The sequence below is a fragment of the Pseudomonas sp. GW821-FHT09C08 genome (genome assembly GCF_059418125.1).
Window position 1 is genome coordinate 1292353 of sequence record NZ_JBWKPG010000001.1, and the last position, 18828, is coordinate 1311180.

At 62.5% G+C, this 18828-nt stretch carries 20 protein-coding genes; 16 read left to right on the forward strand and 4 right to left on the reverse strand.

Annotated elements, in window-relative coordinates; genetic code table 11:
- Window positions 1-70: 70 nt before the first annotated feature.
- Window positions 71-1348, reverse strand: a complete 1278-nt coding sequence (locus AC07OJ_RS05475) for a serine/threonine transporter (protein ID WP_065907935.1) — start codon at window positions 1346-1348, stop codon at window positions 71-73.
- A gap of 451 nt (window positions 1349-1799) precedes the next feature.
- On the opposite strand from AC07OJ_RS05475, the gene AC07OJ_RS05480 reads away from it, so the two are divergent.
- The 7 genes from AC07OJ_RS05480 to AC07OJ_RS05510 all read left to right on the forward strand — a co-directional run bounded on the left by AC07OJ_RS05480 (window position 1800) and on the right by AC07OJ_RS05510 (window position 7292).
- Complete coding sequence (locus tag AC07OJ_RS05480; RefSeq protein ID WP_495094152.1) at window positions 1800-2300, forward strand: DUF4822 domain-containing protein; 501 nt, start codon at window positions 1800-1802, stop codon at window positions 2298-2300.
- 54 nt (window positions 2301-2354) lie between these two features.
- Entirely contained in the window at window positions 2355-2789 is a 435-nt protein-coding gene (locus AC07OJ_RS05485) for a hypothetical protein (protein WP_495094153.1), read from the forward strand.
- 152 nt (window positions 2790-2941) lie between these two features.
- A complete protein-coding gene (locus tag AC07OJ_RS05490) occupies window positions 2942-3535 on the forward strand; it encodes a TetR/AcrR family transcriptional regulator (RefSeq protein ID WP_495094154.1) in 594 nt (197 codons plus the stop codon).
- 182 nt (window positions 3536-3717) lie between these two features.
- Window positions 3718-4242 (forward strand): cysteine hydrolase family protein, encoded by a 525-nt coding sequence (locus AC07OJ_RS05495; protein ID WP_495006359.1) that lies wholly within the window; start codon window positions 3718-3720, stop codon window positions 4240-4242.
- Between the two features lie 109 nt (window positions 4243-4351).
- Window positions 4352-5305, forward strand: coding sequence for a 2-hydroxyacid dehydrogenase (locus tag AC07OJ_RS05500; RefSeq protein WP_213552990.1), 954 nt, complete (start codon window positions 4352-4354; stop codon window positions 5303-5305).
- Window positions 5306-5434: 129 nt separating this feature from the next.
- Entirely contained in the window at window positions 5435-6502 is a 1068-nt protein-coding gene (locus AC07OJ_RS05505; RefSeq protein WP_106803634.1) for a phosphotransferase family protein, read from the forward strand.
- Window positions 6503-6524: 22 nt separating this feature from the next.
- On the forward strand, window positions 6525-7292 hold the full coding sequence (locus AC07OJ_RS05510; RefSeq protein ID WP_065907923.1) for an SDR family oxidoreductase: 768 nt from the start codon (window positions 6525-6527) through the stop codon (window positions 7290-7292).
- Here AC07OJ_RS05510 and AC07OJ_RS05515 read toward each other — a convergent pair whose 3' ends face one another.
- Complete coding sequence (locus AC07OJ_RS05515) at window positions 7293-7736, reverse strand: carboxymuconolactone decarboxylase family protein (protein ID WP_213552988.1); 444 nt, start codon at window positions 7734-7736, stop codon at window positions 7293-7295.
- Window positions 7737-7891: 155 nt separating this feature from the next.
- Between AC07OJ_RS05515 and pdxR the strand changes: the two genes are divergently transcribed.
- From pdxR to AC07OJ_RS05530, 3 genes are all read left to right on the forward strand, one after another.
- Window positions 7892-9325 carry a MocR-like pyridoxine biosynthesis transcription factor PdxR gene (pdxR, locus tag AC07OJ_RS05520; RefSeq protein WP_495094155.1) on the forward strand — a complete coding sequence of 478 codons (1434 nt, stop codon included), beginning with the start codon at window positions 7892-7894 and terminating at the stop codon, window positions 9323-9325.
- An 84-nt stretch (window positions 9326-9409) separates the two neighbouring features.
- Window positions 9410-9691, forward strand: coding sequence for a putative quinol monooxygenase (locus tag AC07OJ_RS05525; RefSeq protein WP_495094156.1), 282 nt, complete (start codon window positions 9410-9412; stop codon window positions 9689-9691).
- A 96-nt stretch (window positions 9692-9787) separates the two neighbouring features.
- On the forward strand, window positions 9788-10189 hold the full coding sequence (locus AC07OJ_RS05530) for a cupin domain-containing protein (RefSeq protein WP_065907916.1): 402 nt from the start codon (window positions 9788-9790) through the stop codon (window positions 10187-10189).
- 54 nt (window positions 10190-10243) lie between these two features.
- On the opposite strand, the gene AC07OJ_RS05535 is transcribed toward AC07OJ_RS05530, so the two are convergent.
- Complete coding sequence (locus AC07OJ_RS05535) at window positions 10244-10873, reverse strand: DNA-3-methyladenine glycosylase I (RefSeq protein WP_495094157.1); 630 nt, start codon at window positions 10871-10873, stop codon at window positions 10244-10246.
- Between the two features lie 217 nt (window positions 10874-11090).
- Here AC07OJ_RS05535 and AC07OJ_RS05540 point away from each other — a divergent pair, with 217 nt between their 5' ends.
- The 6 genes from AC07OJ_RS05540 (at window position 11091) to AC07OJ_RS05565 (ending at window position 18035) form a co-directional block, all read left to right on the forward strand.
- Window positions 11091-12416: a C4-dicarboxylate transporter DctA gene (locus AC07OJ_RS05540; RefSeq protein ID WP_495094272.1), complete on the forward strand. Its 1326-nt coding sequence runs from the start codon at window positions 11091-11093 to the stop codon at window positions 12414-12416.
- A 169-nt stretch (window positions 12417-12585) separates the two neighbouring features.
- Window positions 12586-13287, forward strand: a complete 702-nt coding sequence (locus AC07OJ_RS05545; protein ID WP_065907910.1) for a FadR/GntR family transcriptional regulator — start codon at window positions 12586-12588, stop codon at window positions 13285-13287.
- Between the two features lie 17 nt (window positions 13288-13304).
- Window positions 13305-13991 (forward strand): GntR family transcriptional regulator, encoded by a 687-nt coding sequence (locus tag AC07OJ_RS05550; RefSeq protein ID WP_065907908.1) that lies wholly within the window; start codon window positions 13305-13307, stop codon window positions 13989-13991.
- A 72-nt stretch (window positions 13992-14063) separates the two neighbouring features.
- A complete protein-coding gene (locus AC07OJ_RS05555; RefSeq protein WP_065907906.1) occupies window positions 14064-14600 on the forward strand; it encodes a sigma-70 family RNA polymerase sigma factor in 537 nt (178 codons plus the stop codon).
- Window positions 14597-15526: a FecR domain-containing protein gene (locus AC07OJ_RS05560; RefSeq protein WP_495094158.1), complete on the forward strand. Its 930-nt coding sequence runs from the start codon at window positions 14597-14599 to the stop codon at window positions 15524-15526. The genes AC07OJ_RS05555 and AC07OJ_RS05560 overlap by 4 nt, the downstream gene beginning before the upstream one ends.
- 94 nt (window positions 15527-15620) lie before the next feature.
- The gene (locus AC07OJ_RS05565) at window positions 15621-18035 is read left to right on the forward strand and encodes a TonB-dependent siderophore receptor (RefSeq protein ID WP_495094159.1); all 2415 of its coding nucleotides are present in this window, start codon (window positions 15621-15623) and stop codon (window positions 18033-18035) included.
- A 137-nt stretch (window positions 18036-18172) separates the two neighbouring features.
- On the opposite strand, the gene AC07OJ_RS05570 is transcribed toward AC07OJ_RS05565, so the two are convergent.
- Window positions 18173-18751 (reverse strand): LOG family protein, encoded by a 579-nt coding sequence (locus AC07OJ_RS05570; protein WP_065907901.1) that lies wholly within the window; start codon window positions 18749-18751, stop codon window positions 18173-18175.
- Between the last annotated feature and the right edge of the window lie 77 nt (window positions 18752-18828).

Sequence of the window (18828 nt, forward strand, 5' to 3'; positions counted from 1 at the left end):
GGTTTTTCGAGCGCAAAAAAAAGCCGATTCGCGGTCTGCGCGAATCGGCTTTTTGGCGTGAGTCCCGCGGTCAGGACAGCAGCGAGTAAATCAACGCGGTAATCGCCACCAGGCCGACCGCCGTGACAAACACGTTGGACGCCTGCCCACGGTACTTGGCCATCGCCGGTACCTTGCGGATCGCGTACATCGGCATCAGGAACAGGATCGACGCGATGATCGGGCCGCCCAGGGTCTCGATCATGCCGAGGATGCTCGGGTTGAGCGTGGCGACGATCCAGCACACCACCAGCATGAACGCGGCGGTGATGCGGTCCAGGGTCTTCGCAGCCGGGCGCCGGCCGCTCTTGAGCACCAGGCCCTTGAGGCCTTCGCTGGCACCGATGTAGTGACCGAGGAACGACTTGGCAATCGCCACGAACGCGATCAACGGCGCGGCGAACTCGATGGTCGGGTTGTTGAAGTGGTTGGCCAGGTACGACAGGATCGACAGGTTCTGCGCTTTCGCTTCGGCCAGTTGCGCCGGCGACAGGGTCAACACGCAGCTGAACACGAAGAACAGCACCATCACCACCATCAACAGGTGCGCGCGCGAGAGGATCTGCGAGCTGCGCTCATCGGCGTGGGCACCGTACTGGCGCTTCTGGTCCACCGCGAAGGCCGAGATGATCGGCGAGTGGTTGAACGAAAACACCATCACCGGGATCGCCAGCCACAGCGTATTGAGCAGCGCGGACGGCGCCGGCACCACACTGGCGGTGCTGAGGATGCCGCCCGTCCAATGAGGGATCAGGTACACCGCCAGGAACAGCAAGGCGACGATAAACGGGTACACCATCAGGCTCATGGCCTTGACGATTACCTGCTCGCCGCACCGCACCACAGCCAGCAGGCCGAGGATCAACACCAAGGACAGGATCGCGCGTGGCGGCGGCATGATATGCAGTTGATGCTCCATGAAGCTGCCGACGGTGTTGGTCAGCGCCACGCTGTAGATCAGCAGGATCGGGAAGATTGCGAAGAAGTACAGCAAGGTGATCAGCGCACCGGCGCGGATGCCGAAGTGCTCCTCGACCACGTCGGTGATGTCAGAGCCTTCGCGGCCGGACAGTACGAAACGGGTCAGGCCACGGTGGGCAAAGAACGTCATCGGGAAGGCCAGCACCGCCAGGATCACCAGGGGCCAGAAGCCGCCCAGGCCGGCATTGATCGGCAGGAACAAGGTACCGGCGCCAATGGCGGTGCCGAACAGGCCAAGCATCCAGGTGGTGTCCTGGCGGCTCCAGCTTGTGAGGGTTGCAGGTGTCGTTGCATAGCGTTCGTCGACGCTATTGGCCTGATCATTCATCCGGTCGGATCTCCGCATTTACATAGCCGGGACGAGTCAGAAAAACCTGACAGGCAGCGCCCCGACCATAGAAGGGGCGTGATTGTCCGGGATTCTCTTGAATAAGCAAAGACTTAGCTGAGGAACGGTTTGCCGGTGCAGCCGCTCCAGGGCCGCCCTGTGCGATGGTTGCCGGGAATGCTGAAACCGTTTCGAGCGATTGCAGCGTGCTATTCGTGAATGCAGCCAAGTCTTGGCGTATTAACTGGACTCGATGTATTTAGAGAACCTACCTACAACTCAATCAGACACTAACGACTATCTAAATAAAATAATAAGCACACCACCGCGACAATTGTTACATAAGCCTACACAGCCATTGAGTCACCGCCAAACTTGAAACTAATATCGCCCGCAGCCGACCCGAAGAAAAACAACAACACCACTCATTTAAAACAACAGGAGTTCGACCATGCGAAGACTTAATGCTGTATTCACCAGCCTGTTACTCAGCTATTTTCTCATCCCGCACGCCAGTGCCACAGAACATGTGTTACCTGAAGCGGACATTCACGCGCTGGCGTCTTCGCCGCAATGGCTAACCACCAAAGTCTATATCGAAGGCGAGCCGGACAAGGACGTCAAGGCCAACTACCCCGGCGTCGTTGGCCTATCCATGTGGGACCCACTGCGCAATCGCTATGAGTTCTTCTACACCGACACCGGCCGCTCAAAGCATGCCGATGGCGGCGGCGGATACTTCATGGTCACGGGCGACCGCAAGACGCATATCCTGATCCCGGACCTCGGCCCGAACCGAACCATCGTCAGGCGCCTGGAGAAACTTGATAACAGCGAATTCACTTACTCTCGCGAAGTTCCGCGCGACATGATCCCCACACAACCTCCCGTACGCATTTACGTAGTACACGCTCCGTATAAAGGCCCGCTCAAGACAGCCATGTCGAATTAATTAAACATTGATGTTTAGCACTCTTCCAAACAACAAAGAACAAGGTGCCCGACCATGAATAAACGCAACCCTCTTCGTTTGCTGTTAATACCTGCACTGATGGCCGCCGCGCTGTTGCCCGCTGCAGCGACCGTTGCCGCGCCGCCAGAAAAAAATACAGCCATCACTGCCGATAACGCGGTCATGTTGACCGTGTTTCTTAAACACGATCAATCGCGCCCTCTGGGCGAGCTGAAGACGCAACTGGCCAAACAAGCGTTTCACGCCGTATTCCCACCCGCCGGGGTGGAGGTGGTGAGTTGGAACATCACCATGGGCATCGGCCAGGTCGTCGTGCTGCGCCTGCCGGCTTCGCGCCTGGCAGAGGTCAACCTGGCAATCGAAAACAGCGCGTGGGGGGTGTACACCACGGAATTTTTCCCCACCTACAATTTCATGCCCATCGCACAAGCCGAGCAGGACAAGGCGCGACGCAGCGCCCCGCAGTGATCGCCTGGGCGCTGCTGCGCCCCGAATGCGGCCAGGGGCGCAACACGTGCGGCCTCTGGGGACTAATACATTCCCGCACAAATCTATTTTAGAATGGCGCCCGTTGCTGTAGTTTTCATACAGCACCCGCCATTCTTCCTGTGAGCCCCGCCATGCCTCGCGTTTCCCGCAAACAAGCCGAACTCAACCGTGAAATCATCGTCGAGGCCGCCACGCACCTGTTTCGTGAGCGTGGGTTGCACGGCATCACCCTGTCGGATGTGATGGCCGCGGCCGGCCTGACCCACGGCGGTTTCTACGGCCACTTCGCGTCCAAGGAAGCCTTGGCCACGGAGGCCTGCCAGCAGGCCTTCGAGCACGCGAACCTGGGCTGGCAGGAAAAGATCCGCACCAGCGAAGATCGGCAAGCGGCGCGCCAGGCAGTAATGGCCCCCTATCTGTCGGCAGCCCACCGCGACAACCCGGGTGACGGCTGCCCGATTTCAGCGTTCACCCCGGATATGTGCCACGAGCCCGCCGACACAGCGCTGCAGCATACTTTCATAGACGGGGTAGAAAAGTCGCTGGAGATCTTTGCCCAGCTTCAGGATGAGGATCGCCAGGCGATGCTGGCTAAATACGCGATGATGATCGGCGCCGTCACTCTCGCCCGTGCGACACGCGGCAATCAGCTGTCGGACGAATTCCTTGAGGCCGTACGAAACACCTTGTTGCCCGTTGACAGCCCCGCGCCTGTCCCAGCATGATCGGGCCATGAACCTGATCGCGCAGTACCTCACCCGTACCACCACCACGACCGCTCAAGGCGGGTCGCGCGGTGGCTGTGGGTGCTTGAACTAAACATCCGCAGATTCAACCCAAGGCCCCGCCAGCAATGGACGGGGCCTTTTTATTGCTCCGCCACCTGGCAATCACAAGGAGCAACACCATGGCTGACGCCCTGCTGATCATCGATATGCAAACCGGCCTGTACGATGGCCCGGAGAAACCCTTCGAACGCGAGCGGGTGCTGGGCACCATCAATCAACTGATCCAGCGCGCACGCGCGGCCCACGCGCCGATCTTCGTGGCCCGCCACACCGGTCCGGCGGGTTCTCCAATCGCCGCAGGCAGCCCGTTCTGGCAGCTGTGGCCTGCGCTGGACGTCGATGCGGCCCGCGATCAGCTCTTCGACAAGACTCGCCCGAGTTGCTTCCTCGGCACCGACCTGGCGCAGCAACTGCACGCCGCGCAGGTCAAGCAACTGGTGATCGCCGGAATGAAAACCCAATTCTGCATCGACACCACGTGCCGGGTGGCCGTGGAGCTGGGCTTTGGCGTGGTACTGCCGGAAGACGCGCACACTTGCATGGACACCCCGGCGCTGAAGGCCGAGGCGATTATCGAGCACCACAACGCCACGCTGGCGGGCGCCTTTGTACAGCGGGTGAAAGCGGCCGAGGTCAGTTTCTGAACCGGCACGCGCTCGCCTTCGACCCTGCATTTTTTCTGACGCGGCGAAACGATATTACTTACAAATCGCGCATACTCATCCCTTCAAACCCTTCAGGAAGAGCGTTCCGATGACCACCACTGTTCTGGTCCTGGTTGAAACCATCAACGAATACCTGCAAATCATCGAGAGCAATGACTTTCATGTGATCCTCGCGCCGACACCGGCCGAACGCGCACAGGCCATCAAGGCCCATGGTGGACAGATCAAGGCGGTGCTGACGCGCGGCCCACTGGGGTTGTATGCCGAGGAAATCGCCGCCCTGCCACTGTTGGAGATCATCTGCGTGATCGGCGCCGGCTACGAACACGTGGACCTGCAGGCCGCGAGCAACCGCGGCATCGTGGTAACCAACGGCGCCGGGGTCAACGCGCCGTCGGTGGCCGACCATGCCATGGCGCTGCTGCTGTCGCTGGTACGCGGCATCCCGCAGAACGACGCGGCGGTGCGGCGCAGCGAGTGGCCCAAGGTGATGCGGCCGTCCCTGGGTGGCAAGCAACTGGGGATTCTCGGGCTCGGCGCCGTAGGCCTGGAAATCGCCAAGCGCGCAGCCCTGGGTTTCGGCATGGAAGTGAGTTACCACAACCGCCAGCCGCGCGATGATGTGGACTACACCTACTGCGCCACCGCAGTGGAGCTGGCGCGCAACTCGGACTTCCTGATCCTGGCCACGCCCGGCGGCGCCAGCACTCGCCACCTGATCGACCGCAATGCCCTCGACGCCCTGGGCCCCAACGGTTACCTGGTGAATATCGGCCGCGGCAGCGTGGTGGTCACCGCCGACCTGGTCGCGGCCCTTGAGCAACGCCGTATCGGCGGCGCCGCGCTGGACGTGTTCGACGACGAGCCGAAGGTGCCCGACGCCCTCAAGCGCCTGAGCAATACCGTGCTCACCTCGCACGTGGCCGGCCTGTCGCCCGAAGCCGCCCACGACACCGTGCAGCGCGTGGCCGACAACCTGGTGGAATACTTTGCCGGCCGCCCGGTGCTCACGCCGGTGACCCTGCCCGCGCCCGAAAAATGACCGATCAGGCACGCTGATTATCGTCCAACACGCTAACCTATTAAGCCGCCCCGACCTTGTCGCTGGGCGGTGGTGCGCATTAGATTAGGAAATAGTCCGAGGCCTTTAGAATAAGCAGAAGGGATAAGCATGGCGCTGAACGACCAATCGACCCAAATTCGCCCAGGCGAAGAACTTGATGCCAGCCTGATCGATCCCTACCTCAAGGCCCATATCCCGGGCCTGAGCGGCACGCCCACGATCAGCCAGTTTCCGGGTGGTGCGTCGAACCTGACCTACCTGCTGGAATACCCCGGCCAGGAATTCGTGCTGCGCCGTCCACCGTTTGGCCACAAAGCCAAGTCCGCCCATGACATGGGCCGCGAATACCGCATTCTCAACCAGCTCAAAGATGGCTTCCCGTATTGCCCCAAGGCGTACGTGCATTGCACCGACGAGGCGGTGATCGGCGCCGAGTTCTACGTGATGGAGCGCGTCAACGGCATCATCCTGCGCTCCGACCTGCCAGCCGAACTGGGCCTGGACGCGACCAGGACCGAGGCACTGTGCAAGAGTTTTATCGACAAGTTCGTCGAACTCCACCAGGTCGACTACAACGCCTGTGGCCTGGCCGACCTGGGCAAACCCGAAGGCTACGTCGAGCGGCAGATCCGTGGCTGGAGCGACCGCTACGAAAAAGCCCTGACCCCCGACGCGCCGAGCTGGGAGAAAGTCCGCGCCTGGCTCAACGACAAGATGCCGGCCGACCACCCGACCTCAAGCATCGTGCACAACGACTACCGCTTCGATAACGTGATCCTCGACCCTCATAACCCGATGCAGATCATCGGCGTGCTGGACTGGGAACTGACCACCCTCGGCGACCCGCTGATGGACCTGGGCAACACCCTCGCCTACTGGATCGAGGCCGGCGACCCGGCGCCCGTGCAACTGATGCGCCGCCAGCCGAGCAATGCCCCCGGCATGCTTACCCGCCGCGAGTTCGTCGATTACTACGCTGAACGCGCCGGGATCCAGATCGACAATTTCGATTTCTACTACACCTACGGCCTGTTCCGCCTGGCCGGCATCGTGCAGCAGATCTACTACCGCTTCTTCCATGGCCAGACCCAGGACAAACGCTTTGCGCAGTTCATCCACATGAACAAGCTGCTGGAGCAGATGAGCCTGAATGTCATCGGCAAATCCGCGCTCTGATTGCACATAACAAGGAATCCCCATGTCCAAGACCAACCTGTTCGACCTCGACGGCAAGATCGCTTTTGTGTCCGGCGCCAGCCGTGGCATCGGTGAGGCCATCGCCAAGTTGCTGGCCCAGCAAGGCGCCCACGTGATCGTCTCCAGCCGCAAGCTGGAGGGCTGCCAACACGTGGCGGACGCGATCATCGCCGACGGCGGCAAGGCCACGGCCATTGCCTGCCACATCGGTGAAATGGAGCAGATCACCCAGGTCTTCGCCGGCATTCGCGAGCAGTTCGGGCGCCTGGATATCCTGGTGAACAACGCCGCCACCAACCCACAGTTCTGCAACGTGCTGGACACCGACCTCGGCGCGTTCCAGAAGACCGTCGACGTGAACATTCGCGGCTACTTCTTCATGTCGGTGGAAGCCGGCAAGCTGATGCGCGAAAACGGTGGCGGCAGCATCATCAACGTGGCGTCGATCAACGGCATTTCGCCGGGCGTGTTCCAGGGCATCTACTCGGTGACCAAGGCCGCCGTGATCAACATGACCAAGGTGTTCGCCAAGGAGTGCGCGGCGTTCGGCATTCGGTGCAACGCCCTGCTGCCGGGCCTGACCGACACCAAGTTCGCCTCGGCGCTGGTGAAAAACGATTCGATCCTGAAAATGGCCCTGGCGCAGATCCCGCTCAAGCGCGTGGCGGCCCCCAGCGAAATGGCCGGCGCGGTGCTGTACCTGGCCAGCGATGCGTCCACCTACACCACCGGCGTGTCGCTGAATGTGGACGGCGGTTTCCTGTCCTGATCAAGCATTCGGCGGTTGCTGCCGAAAACTCACCGCCAGGCGGTTCCAGCCACTGATGCTGGACACCGCCATGGTCAGGTCCACCAGTTCCTGCTCGCTGAATTCCACGCGCACTGCCGCGAACAGCTCATCTGAAACGCTGGAGGTCGGCAGCGACGCCACCGACTCGCTCCAGGCCAACGCGGCCTTCTCCCGCGCCGTGAAAAACGGCGAATCGCGCCACACGCACAGGGCAAACAGACGTCGCTCAGTCTCACCGCGCTGACGCGCCGCCATCGAATGCATGTCGGTGCAAAACCCGCAGTGGTTGAGCTGCGAGACGCGAATCTTGATCAGTTCCAGCAACGACTGTTCGATGGACAGGCCAAAGATCGCTGCCTCCAGCACGAGCATGCCCTTGAGCGCTTGCGGCGAAGCGGTGTAGTAATCCAGACGAGGTTCCATGGGGTGGCTCTCAGGCAGCGAATGCAATCACAACCTAGCCTAGAACCCTTAAGGCATAAGCCCTATAGCCAATCCGGTGGTTTACGCAGAGACCATTTTGAGCGCGCCCCGCGAGCGAGTAGTCTTGGCGCAGATTGAATGCTCCTGGGTGAAACATGGAACTGCACATCGTGATCCACGGCCGCAAGGATCTGGCCGAACAGTTGTACCAGCAGTTGCGTGAAGCCATCGGTTCCGGACGCCTGGCCGCCGGTGCGCAATTGCCGCCCAGCCGCTTGCTCGCCGAACAATTGGGCGTGTCCCGCAAGACCGTCTCGGACACCTACGCGACCCTGACCTACGAAGGCCTGCTGATCGGCAAGACCGGCCGTGGCACCTTCGTCAACGCCCGCGCACCGCAGACCGAACGCCTGCAAACCGGCGCCGACCTGGCCTGCGCTGCTAACCTGGCGACCTGGCAGGCGCTGCCCTCGCCCATGCGCCACCCCACGCGCGACAGCACCTTACGCTACGAATTTATCGGCGGCGCCACCAGCCGCCATCAGTTCCCGCAGGATGAATGGCGACGTTGCACCCAGGACGCGCTGCGGCGCATCGCGCAGAACAGTGGGTTCTACAGCCAACCCGAAGGCTTGCCGGCACTGCGCAGTGCCATCGCCGGGCACATTGCGTTTTCACGCGGGGTCAACTGCCGTGACACCGACATCATCGTCACCAATGGCGCGCAGCAGGCCCTGGACCTGATCGCGCGGGTAGTGCTGGAACCGGGCAGCATTGTCGCCATGGAAGACCCCGGCTACAGCCCCGCGCGCCAGTTGTTCATGGCCATGGGCGCGAGCGTCGCGAGTGTGCCGGTGGATGCGCAGGGGATTCAGGTCGAGCAGATCCCGGCCGGCACGCGGCTGATCTACGTCACGCCGTCGCACCAATTCCCGCTGGGCATGCCCATGAGCCTGCCGCGCCGGGAAGCCTTGTTGGCACGGGCGCTGGAACTGGGCGCGATCATCATCGAGGACGACTACGACAGCGAATTCCGCTACGAAGGCCGGCCCACCGATTCGCTGCAGAGCATGGACACCCGTGGCCTGGTGACTTACGTCGGGACCTTCTCGAAAACCCTGTTGCCGGAGCTGCGCCTGGGTTATGCGGTGCTGCCACCGGCGATCTACGGCGCGGTGCTCAAGGCCAAGCAATTGACCGACCAGCACAGCTCGACCCTGCCCCAGTGGGCGCTGGCCAAGTTCATCAGCGAAGGCTACCTGCTCAAGCACATTCGCCGCTGCCACACGGTGTACGCCGGGCGCCGCGAACGCATCCTGCAACGCCTGGCGGGCGACCTGTCGCCGTGGTTCGAAGCGGTGCCGACCGTGGCCGGGTTCCACATGGCGGCGCTGTGCAAAGTGCCGGTGAATATCGCGCTGCTGATGCAGTTGGCGCGCCAGGTGGAAGTGGGCCTGTACCCGCTCGACGTGTTCTTCCACGACGCGCCGGTACACCCGGGCCTGATCATCGGTTTTGGGGCGATCGAGACGCTGGACATCGACCCGGCACTGGACAAGGTGCGCGACATTCTCCAGCAGATTGGCTAACAGCTTTTCCGCCGGATTGGACATTGGTGCTGGCGCAACCAGGCTCTAGCCTGTGCACTCCCCCAGACTCTGGAGACCCTCGCCATGACCGAATGCGCCTTCAACACTGTTCATGTCCGCGCGGCTGCCGGGCGCTCGACGCAACTGGGCCTGCGCCTGGGACAGATCGCCGAAGCCGTGCGCAGCGCCCCCGGTTGCCTCGACTATGCCGTACAACGCAGCCAGCAAGACCCCGACCTGTGGACCGTCAAGGGCCGCTGGGCGTGTGCTGCGCAGCTCTTGGCGCACTTCGAGCTGCCGGCCCTGCAAGGCTTTATCGCGCTCACCGCTGAACAACTGGCCAGCCGCCTGCACTTCGACCATTGAGCGATTGGTCTCCTGGCCTTTGCCAGGATTGGTCATTGGTCAGCCGGGGCACGCGGCGTAGGGTGAAGAGGTCTCGAACTTCTCGGAAACTTCGCCATGAAACGACTGCTCGCCACCACCCTGATGCTCGCCTCCTTCAGCGCCTTCGCCCATGAACCCGTGTACAACCAGGAATCGATCAAGGTGCTGCAGGAGCACGCCCTGACCAATGTGCCCGGCAAGAAAACCATCATGCTCACCGTGGACTACGCCCCCGGCCAGGCCACCGTGCCGCATAGCCACACCGGCACCGCCGTGGCCTACGTGCTGGAAGGCGCGATCACCTCGCGGGTGAATGATGAGAAGGCCGTGACCTACAAGGTCGGCGAGTCGTTCTACGAGCCGGCCGGCTCGCGGCACTTTGAATCGAGCAATGCCAGCCAGACCCAGCCAGCCAAGCTGCTGGTGGTGATGGTGCTGGATGACAAGGCCGAGGTGCTGACGCCGCTGAAGCAATAATCCACCCCGCCACTGCAGGCGCTGGCGTACCGGCGCCTACAGGTTCAGCCGGGTTCAGGGGCGTTTGAACTGGCGGCGCAGGTCTTCGATCCGTGGCCGGCACGCGCAGCCTTCGAGGTGGTCGTTGACCATGCCCATCGCCTGCATCAGCGCGTACATCGTGGTCGGCCCGACGAAGGTCCAGCCGCGCTTCTTCAACGCCTTGGACAAACGCACCGATGCCGGTGAAGTCGGGTTGCCGGTCCAGTACGCCATGTCGACCACGGCAGGACGCTCCGTCTCGTCGGGCTCGAACGCCCACAACCAGCGCGCCAGCGAACCGGTCTCGTCGACCAGTTCACACGCCCTGCGCGCATTGTTGATGGTCGAGACGATCTTCGCGCGATTGCGCACGATGCCTGGGTCCTGCATCAGCCGCTCGATATCGACCTCGCCATACTGCGCCACCCGGCGAAAATCAAAGCCTTCGAATGCCAGGCGAAACTGCTCGCGCTTGCGCAGGATGGTGATCCAGGCCATGCCCGCCTGAAAGCCTTCCAGGCAGATTTTTTCATACAGCTGGATGTCATCCGCCACCGGCACGCCCCACTCATGGTCGTGGTAACGCGGGTACTGCGGCGCAGCCGTGCGCCAACTGCAGTGGGTCTGCCCGGTTGCATCCGTGGTCAGTCCGGGTTTATCCATCCATCACCTCCAAAGCCAAGCGGCGGATGATAAGCGAAAAAAATTACCCTCCGCCAACCGCTCAAGCATCGGTGTTGGCGACCAACTGGTCAGACCGGGACTTGTCAACCGTCCAAGAATGACTTGTTATTTCAAAAAAACCCGGCGTAGACTGGCCGCGCACTGGACTTACCGGTATGACCACAACAATTAAGCCCTGGAACCACCAGGGCACCGAATAGAGATCCCTCCCATGCTCAGATGGTGCTCGCGTTCGATTTTCCTGCAAGTCGTGATTGGCCTGGCTCTAGGCATAATCTGCGGCCTGGCCCTTCCCGAATTCTCCTCGCAACTCAAACCCCTGGGTGACGGCTTTATCAAGCTGATCAAAATGCTGATTGGCCTGATTGTGTTCTGCGTGGTGGTCAGCGGTATTTCCGGTGCCGGCGACTTGAAGAAAGTCGGGCGCATCGGCCTCAAGTCGGTGATCTACTTTGAAGTCCTCACCACCGTCGCGTTGGTGATCGGCCTGATCATGGCCTTCAGCACCGGGATCGGCACCGGCGCCAATATCCACCTGGAGCAGTTGTCCTCCGCCGGCCTCAATGAACTGGCGGACAAGGGCCAGCATATCCGTGGCACCAGCCAGTTCCTGATGGACCTGATCCCCAACTCGGTGATCGGCGCCTTCGCAGACAACAATGTGCTGCAGGTGCTGCTGTTCTCGGTGTTGTTCGGCAGCGCCCTGAACCTGGTTGGCGAAGCCGCTTCCGGCATCTCGCGGCTGATCAACGAGCTGAGCCATATCATCTTCCGCATCATGGGCATGATCGTGCGCCTGGCCCCCATCGGCGTATTCGGCGCGATCGCCTTCACCACCAGCACCTACGGCCTCGATTCCCTGCAACACCTGGGCAGCCTGGTCGGCCTGTTCTACCTGACGTGCTTTGCCTTCGTCGCCGTGATCCTCGGCCTGGTCATGCGCCTGTCGGGGCTGCGCATGCTGCCGCTGCTCAAGTACCTGCGCGAAGAGCTGCTGATCGTGATGGGCACCGCCTCCTCCGACGCCGTGCTGCCACAGATCATGCGCAAGCTCGAGCACCTGGGCATCGGCAGCTCCACCGTGGGCCTGGTGATTCCGACCGGGTACTCGTTCAACCTCGACGGTTTCTCGATCTACCTGACCCTGGCCATCGTGTTTATCGCCAACGCCACCGGCACGCCGCTGTCGATGACCGACTTGCTGACCATCCTGCTGGTGTCGCTGATCACCTCCAAGGGCGCCCACGGCATCCCCGGCTCTGCGCTGGTAATCCTCGCAGCGACGCTGACGGCGATCCCGGCGATTCCGGTGGTCGGCCTGGTGCTGGTGCTGGCGGTGGACTGGTTCATGGGCATCGGCCGCGCACTGACCAACCTGATCGGCAACTGCGTCGCCACCGTGGCCATTGCCCGTTGGGAAAAAGACATCGATATCCAGCGCGCGAACAAAGTGCTCGACGGCCAGCAAGGCTATGCCTTCCAGACCAAGAAGCCGGTACTGCCCGCGCACCAGGAGTTCTGACCGATTTCATCAGCGGCACCGTTCAAATGTGGGAGCGGGCTTGCTCGCGAAAGCGCTGCGTCAGTCACAGATGTATTGACTGAATAACCGCATTCGCGAGCAAGCCCGCTCCCACAGTCAAGAGTCGCCATGCTCGCTAATGTATTCGCAACATAAAGGAGAGGTAGACGTGATCAGCACCTCAACCGTCGTCAATTCAGTCGTCGAAAAACTTCGCGCCGCCCTGGCGCGGGGCCAGTGGCGCAGGGGCGAAATGCTCCCCGGCCAACGTGAACTGGCCGAACAGATGGGCATCAGCCGCCCGAGCCTGCGTGAAGCCGTGATCGTGCTGGAAACCCTCGGCCTGGTGCGTTCCATGCCCGGCAAAGGCGTGGTCGTGCTGGAAACCAGCGTCAGCGATCCACAGTCCAGTGACGCCGTGGCCGACGCCAGCCTCGAAGACATCCTGCAACTGCGCTACACCCTCGAACCCTTCATCGTCGGCCTGGTGGCGCAGTCGATCAGCAGCAAGGAAGTCGGGCAACTGCGCCTGACCCTGATGGACATGCGCGAAGCCCTCGATGCCGGTGACGCCGAAGCGGGCATGAACGCCTACATCGGCTTCCACGAGGAATTGTTCGCCCTCACCTCCAACCCGATCTTCCAGAACGTGGTGCAGCAAACCAGCAACGCGCTCAAGCAAAGCGCCCAGGTGTTGCGCAACTCGCCGGAACACCTGGCCGAACGCCTGCAGGAAAACGAGGCGGTGGTGCGCGCCATCCGCAACAAGAACAGTGCCCTGGCCAGCGCCGAAATGCGCCGGCATATCCTGCAGGAAGGCCTGCGCATGGGCATTCGCCTGAACATCCCGGACGACCACCTGGGCAGTTGATTTTTTGGAGACCGGCCATGAACGCCCACGCCTTGCAACGCGACCCCGTCCTGCCCACCCTGCGCCTGGTGGCCGGCAAGAAGCCCTCGGTGGATGACATCTACCCACGGCTGTTCGATGCCATCCTCGAGCAGCGCATCGCCCCGTCCAGCCGCTTTACCGAAGAAGGCCTGGGCGAGACCTTTGGCGTGAGCCGCAGCGTGATTCGCCGGGTGCTGGCCAAGCTGTCCCACCAGCAAGTGATCATCCTGCGCCCCAACCAGCGCGCCCAGGTCGCCGCACCGGATGGCCAGCAGACCCGGCAAATCCTCGAAGCCCGGCGCATGACCGAAATCACCGTGGTGCAACTGGCCTGCGCCCAGGCAACGCCTGGACAAATCCGCCAGCTGCGCGAGCTGATTGCGCGCGAGCGCGACTGTATCGAGCGTGATCAACGTGGCCCGGCGATTCGTTTGTCCGGCGAGTTTCACCTGCAATTGGCTGCGATGGCCGGCAACGCGCCGCTGGCGCAGTTCCTCAACAGCCTCGTGCCGTTGACGTCGTTGATCATCGCCCAGTACGAAGCGCAGGCCTGCACGTACTGCGCGTGGGAGGAGCATGTGGCGATTGTCGATGCAATTGAGCAGCGCGACACGGACACCGCAGTGCGCTTGATGACCGAGCATCTGGATCACCTGGAAACCAAGCTGCTGCAACTCAACTGAACGCGGCGAGCGGTTGTCACCTGAGGGCGAATAATTGATAATCGCTCTCATTCCCGCCCAGACAGTTACAACATGCCGCCAGCCACGCCCCTCACCTCTTCCGACGCTTCGACCCTGCGTGAGCAGATCCTGAGGCAGTTGTTTGGCGACCACCATGGCTGGCTGCTCGACCGTCTGCGCGCCCGCCTGGGCTGCCGTCATGATGCCGCCGACATGGCCGCCGAGACGTTTGTCCAAGTCGTTGCCCTGCCCGCGCCGCAAACCATTCGCGAACCGCGCGCGCTGCTGACCACCATTGCCAAGCGGCTGATCTACGACACCTGGCGTCGCCGCGACCTGGAACGCGCCTACCTGCAAGTGCTGGCCGCCCAGCCCGAAGCGGTGGAGCCTTCACCGGAGGAGCACGCCCTGACCCTGGAAAGCCTGATGGCCGTGGATGCCTTGCTGGATGGGTTGTCGCCGCGTGCGCGCACCGCGTTCCTGTGCAGCCAGATCGATGGCATGAAGTACGCCGACATTGCTGCGCTGCTGGGCGTGTCGACGATTCGCGTGCGCCAGTACGTGGCCAAGGGGCTGCGCCTGTGCTGCCGCGAGTTGCTGGAATCATGAGTTCGCGCGCCGCCCTTGAACAAGCTATCGAGTGGAGTGCCTGCCTGCGCGATGAATCGCTGCTGCCCAGTGAACGCCATGCGTTCGAGCATTGGCTGCAGGCCGATCCGCTGAATGCCCAGGCCTGGAATACCGTGCAAAGCCATGTGCAACGCAGCCTGGCGCCGGCCCATGACGCACAGGCCCGCCGCGCCTTGCAAGCACCGCGCCCCAGTCGTCGTCAATTGCTGCGCGGCGCCTTGGCCGTCGCCGGACTCGGAGTGGTCACCCAGGCGCTGCGCCAGCCAGGCATGCCACTGGCGGAATTCGGCGCCGACCTGCGCACCGGCACCGGCGAGCGGCTGAACACATGGCTGGCAGATGGCAGCCACCTGGTACTCGATGCACAAAGCGCGGTGGATATCGATTGGCGCACGGACGAACGCCGGCTGTTGCTGCGCGCCGGCAAGATCATCCTCGACATCCGCCACGAGCCACGCCCCTTCAATATCAGCACCCCGTTTGGCCAGATACAGGGCAATGGCACACGGCTGATGGTAGCGGCGTACGCCTCATTCACCCACGTCTGGGCCCTGGGGCCGGACGTGCACATCACCACCCGCCGTGGCGCGCAACTGACGCTCAAAGCGGATCAGGGCGCACGCTTCAACGACAGCATTGAACGCCTGGCCGCCAACCACAGCGGCGAAAGCAGTTGGCAGGACGGCTGGCTCAACGTGCAGGACTGGGCACTGGGCGACGTCATCGCCGCGTTGAAACCGTACCGGCGCGGCGTGCTGCGCGTCAGCCCGAGCGCTGCGCCGATGCGCGTCTCCGGCGTGTTCTCCCTCGACCACAGCGACCGCGCCCTCGCCGCCCTGGCGCAAACCATGCCGCTGCGCATCCAGCGTTATGGCGAGTGGTGGGTCAGCGTCGACCGCGCCTGAATTATTTTTTCATCCGCCTATATCGCTTTTTCATGCTCGCTGGACATACCCCATGAACCGCCCACGAATGCGGACCGCCAATGGAGCCCTCGTTATGTCCCGCTGCACCCGTACCCTCTTTCCGCTAGCCCTGCTGGTGGCCCCGCTGGGCCTGGCCCACGCCGCCAATTTCGACTTGCCGCCCGCGGGCCTGGCGACCACCCTGGGCCGCATCGCCCAGCAAAGCGCGCGTGAAATCGTGTATGAACCGAGCCTGGTGTCTGGCCTGCAAGCGCCCGCGGTCCGCGGTGACATGAGCACCGAGCAGGCCTTGAGCCGCGCCCTGTCGGGTTCCGGCCTGGGCCTGGACACCACCGAAGGCGGCGTATTGACGCTCAAGCCCCTGCCCTCCGGCACCCTCAACCTGGGCGAGACCAGCATCAACGCCAACACGTTCGACAGTGAAGAGAACGGCGACAACAGCTATGTGGTCAAGCGCAGCCGTGGCGCAACCAAGACCGATACGCCGCTGGCCGAAGTTGCGCAGTCGATCTCGGTGGTGTCGCGCAAGCAGATGAATGACCAGGCCGTACAGGACGTCAGCCAGGCAGTGCGCTACACCCCCGGTATCTATGGCGAATACACCGGCAGCAACAACAGCCGCGAGCAGTTTCGCGTGCGCGGCTTTTCGCCCTACGTGTTCCAGGATGGCCTGATGCTGCCGTATGGCGAAAGTGGCCAGGGCAGCGTGTCCGAGCCCTACGGCCTGCAAAGCGTGGAAGTGCTGCGCGGCCCCAGCTCGATGCTGTATGGCCAGAGCCGGCCCGGTGGCTTGATCAACCTCACCAGCAAACTACCGACCACCACGCCCCTGCATCAGCTGCAGGTACAAGGCGCCAGCCATGACCTCAAGCAACTGGGCTTCGACTTCAGCGGCCCGCTGGACGACCAGGGCGTGTGGAGCTACCGGTTGACCGGCCTGGTCAAGGACAGCGGCACCCAGGTCGAACACGTCGACAACAACCGCAACTTCATCGCCCCCGCGCTGACCTGGCGCCCTAACGATGACACCTCGCTGACCCTGCTTGTCCAATACCAGCGCGACTGGGGCGGCACCACCGAGCAGTACTACCCGCAAAAAGGCTCGCAGCAGGGTTCGCCCTGGGGCCACATCGGCAGCGACACGCTGCTGGGCGATCCGGATTACGATCAGCTGCGCCGCGAAAGCTTCCAGCTCGGCTACCTGTTCGAGCACCATCTGAACGACACCTGGACCCTTCGCCAGAACCTGCGCTGGAGCAAGGTAAACATCCAGAACCGCTCGGCGTTCAACAACGGCTATGCCAGCGCCACCAGCCCGGTGCTCAATCGGCTGGCCTCCGACATCAAGCGCAACATCCAGATCTTCAACGTCGATAACCAGGCGCAGGCGCGCTTCAACACCGGCGCGTTGGAGCATACCCTGCTGATGGGCCTGGATTTCCGGCGCAACGCGCTGGACAACGACGTGGTCAACGGCACGTTCAGCCCGATCAACCCGTACAACCCCACTTACGGCGGCAGCGTCAGCGGCCAGTACGTGGGTCGCGACATGTACCAGACCCAGAAGCAGACCGGCGTCTACCTGCAGGACCAGATCAAGCTGGATAGCTGGATCCTGACCCTCGGCGGTCGCTACGACTGGGCCACGTCCACCAGCGACTTCCGCCCGGACCGCGCGACGCCACGCGACCGCGTGATCAAGCAGGACGATGAAAAAGGCACCTGGCGCGCGGGGCTCGGCTACCTGTTCGACAACGGCGTGATGCCCTACGTCAGCTACTCGCAATCGTTCGACCCGACGCTCAACACCAGCGTCAGCGCGACCACGCCGATCTTCAAGCCGACCGAAGGCGAGCAATATGAAGCCGGCGTGAAGTACCAACCGCCGGGCCAGGACAGCTTTATCACCGCGTCGGTCTACACCCTGACCCAGAAGAATCTCACCACGGCCGACCCGCTCGACATGCGCAATACCGTGCAGATCGGCGAAGCGCGCAGCCGTGGCTTCGAGTTGGAAGGCAAGGCGGTACTGAACCACAACCTGTCGCTGATTGCCTCTTACACCTACACCGACAGTGAAATCACCCAGAGCGGCTACGTGACCTCGGCCTACACCGATAAAGGCTACGAACTGCCCTTCACCCCGCGCCACCAGGCGTCGGCGTGGCTGGACTACACCCTCGATGACGGCCCGTTCACCGGCCTCGGCCTGGGCGCCGGCGCACGCTACACCGGCGTGTTGTGGGGCAGCTCCGCCGTCTCCACCACCGCCGCCCGCGACCGTATCCAGAGCGGCAACGTCACCGTGTTCGACGCCGCCGTGCATTACGACCTGGGCAAGCTGGCCAATGATTTGAAAGGCACCCGCATCGCGCTGAATGCCAGCAACCTGTTCGACAAGGACTACATCACCGCCTGCACCAACACCACCGCGTGCTACTACGGCCCACGGCGCAATGTGACCGCGACACTGACCTACGACTGGTAAGGCAGCCGCTGACAACCGATGGCGAGGGCCCGCGCCATCGGGTTTGCCCTCAAGTCGGCAGCAAGGGGCGCTGGATCAACAGCACGTGGCGTCGCGAAGAGGCGCTGCGCCACACCCGACTCCAGGCGCTTGCGGCCTCAGGTTTGCTCGCGCTCGATCCACTTGGCCACGGTAGGCGCCGTATAGTCGCGCACTGCCGCCAGTAAACGCTCCACGTTCGGTTCGACAATCAACATGTCGCGGTGCACCGGCTTCAAAAACGCCTCGCTGACCACGTTGTCGAGGAAGGCGGCCAAGCCATCGTAAAACCCGTTGATGTTCAACAGTGCGCAAGGCTTGGCGTGCTGGCCCAGTTGCGCCCACGTCCACACCTCAAACAACTCTTCAAACGTGCCGATGCCGCCAGGCAATGCGATAAAGCCGTCGGACAGATCCGCCATCAGCGCCTTGCGCTCGTGCATGGAACCGACGATCCGCAGGTCTGCCAGGCCGGTGTGGGCCAGCTCCTTATCGGCCAGGAACGCCGGCATGACACCAATCACTTCACCGCCACTGGCCAGCGCCGCGTCGGCCACCGCGCCCATCAAACCGACCGAAGCGCCACCGTAGACCAGGCCGATACCGGCCTTGGCGAGCGCCTCACCCAATTGAGTGGCCATTTCGGCATACACCGGCAACCGGCCTGGGCTTGAGCCGGAAAAAATACACAGTCGCATAGACCCTCGCTTGCTGAATGTTGTTGAGTACCCGGTGGATTAAACCACGCCGGGTTCTTTGCGTATTGACTGACAGC

What these genes read in the sequence shown, in the direction of transcription:
- AC07OJ_RS05490 (WP_495094154.1), top strand. Translation starts at nt 2,942, where the DNA reads ATGCCTCGCGTTTCCCGCAAACAAGCCGAACTCAACCGTGAAATCATC.
- AC07OJ_RS05530 (WP_065907916.1), top strand. Translation starts at nt 9,788, where the DNA reads ATGAAACGACTGCTCGCCACCACCCTGATGCTCGCCTCCTTCAGCGCC.
- AC07OJ_RS05570 (WP_065907901.1), bottom strand. Translation starts at nt 18,751, where the DNA reads ATGCGACTGTGTATTTTTTCCGGCTCAAGCCCAGGCCGGTTGCCGGTG.
- AC07OJ_RS05560 (WP_495094158.1), top strand. Translation starts at nt 14,597, where the DNA reads ATGAGTTCGCGCGCCGCCCTTGAACAAGCTATCGAGTGGAGTGCCTGC.
- AC07OJ_RS05485 (WP_495094153.1), top strand. Translation starts at nt 2,355, where the DNA reads ATGAATAAACGCAACCCTCTTCGTTTGCTGTTAATACCTGCACTGATG.
- AC07OJ_RS05565 (WP_495094159.1), top strand. Translation starts at nt 15,621, where the DNA reads ATGTCCCGCTGCACCCGTACCCTCTTTCCGCTAGCCCTGCTGGTGGCC.
- AC07OJ_RS05555 (WP_065907906.1), top strand. Translation starts at nt 14,064, where the DNA reads ATGCCGCCAGCCACGCCCCTCACCTCTTCCGACGCTTCGACCCTGCGT.
- AC07OJ_RS05535 (WP_495094157.1), bottom strand. Translation starts at nt 10,873, where the DNA reads ATGGATAAACCCGGACTGACCACGGATGCAACCGGGCAGACCCACTGC.
- pdxR (WP_495094155.1), top strand. Translation starts at nt 7,892, where the DNA reads ATGGAACTGCACATCGTGATCCACGGCCGCAAGGATCTGGCCGAACAG.
- AC07OJ_RS05495 (WP_495006359.1), top strand. Translation starts at nt 3,718, where the DNA reads ATGGCTGACGCCCTGCTGATCATCGATATGCAAACCGGCCTGTACGAT.
- AC07OJ_RS05510 (WP_065907923.1), top strand. Translation starts at nt 6,525, where the DNA reads ATGTCCAAGACCAACCTGTTCGACCTCGACGGCAAGATCGCTTTTGTG.
- AC07OJ_RS05550 (WP_065907908.1), top strand. Translation starts at nt 13,305, where the DNA reads ATGAACGCCCACGCCTTGCAACGCGACCCCGTCCTGCCCACCCTGCGC.
- AC07OJ_RS05500 (WP_213552990.1), top strand. Translation starts at nt 4,352, where the DNA reads ATGACCACCACTGTTCTGGTCCTGGTTGAAACCATCAACGAATACCTG.
- AC07OJ_RS05475 (WP_065907935.1), bottom strand. Translation starts at nt 1,348, where the DNA reads ATGAATGATCAGGCCAATAGCGTCGACGAACGCTATGCAACGACACCT.
- AC07OJ_RS05515 (WP_213552988.1), bottom strand. Translation starts at nt 7,736, where the DNA reads ATGGAACCTCGTCTGGATTACTACACCGCTTCGCCGCAAGCGCTCAAG.
- AC07OJ_RS05480 (WP_495094152.1), top strand. Translation starts at nt 1,800, where the DNA reads ATGCGAAGACTTAATGCTGTATTCACCAGCCTGTTACTCAGCTATTTT.
- AC07OJ_RS05505 (WP_106803634.1), top strand. Translation starts at nt 5,435, where the DNA reads ATGGCGCTGAACGACCAATCGACCCAAATTCGCCCAGGCGAAGAACTT.
- AC07OJ_RS05525 (WP_495094156.1), top strand. Translation starts at nt 9,410, where the DNA reads ATGACCGAATGCGCCTTCAACACTGTTCATGTCCGCGCGGCTGCCGGG.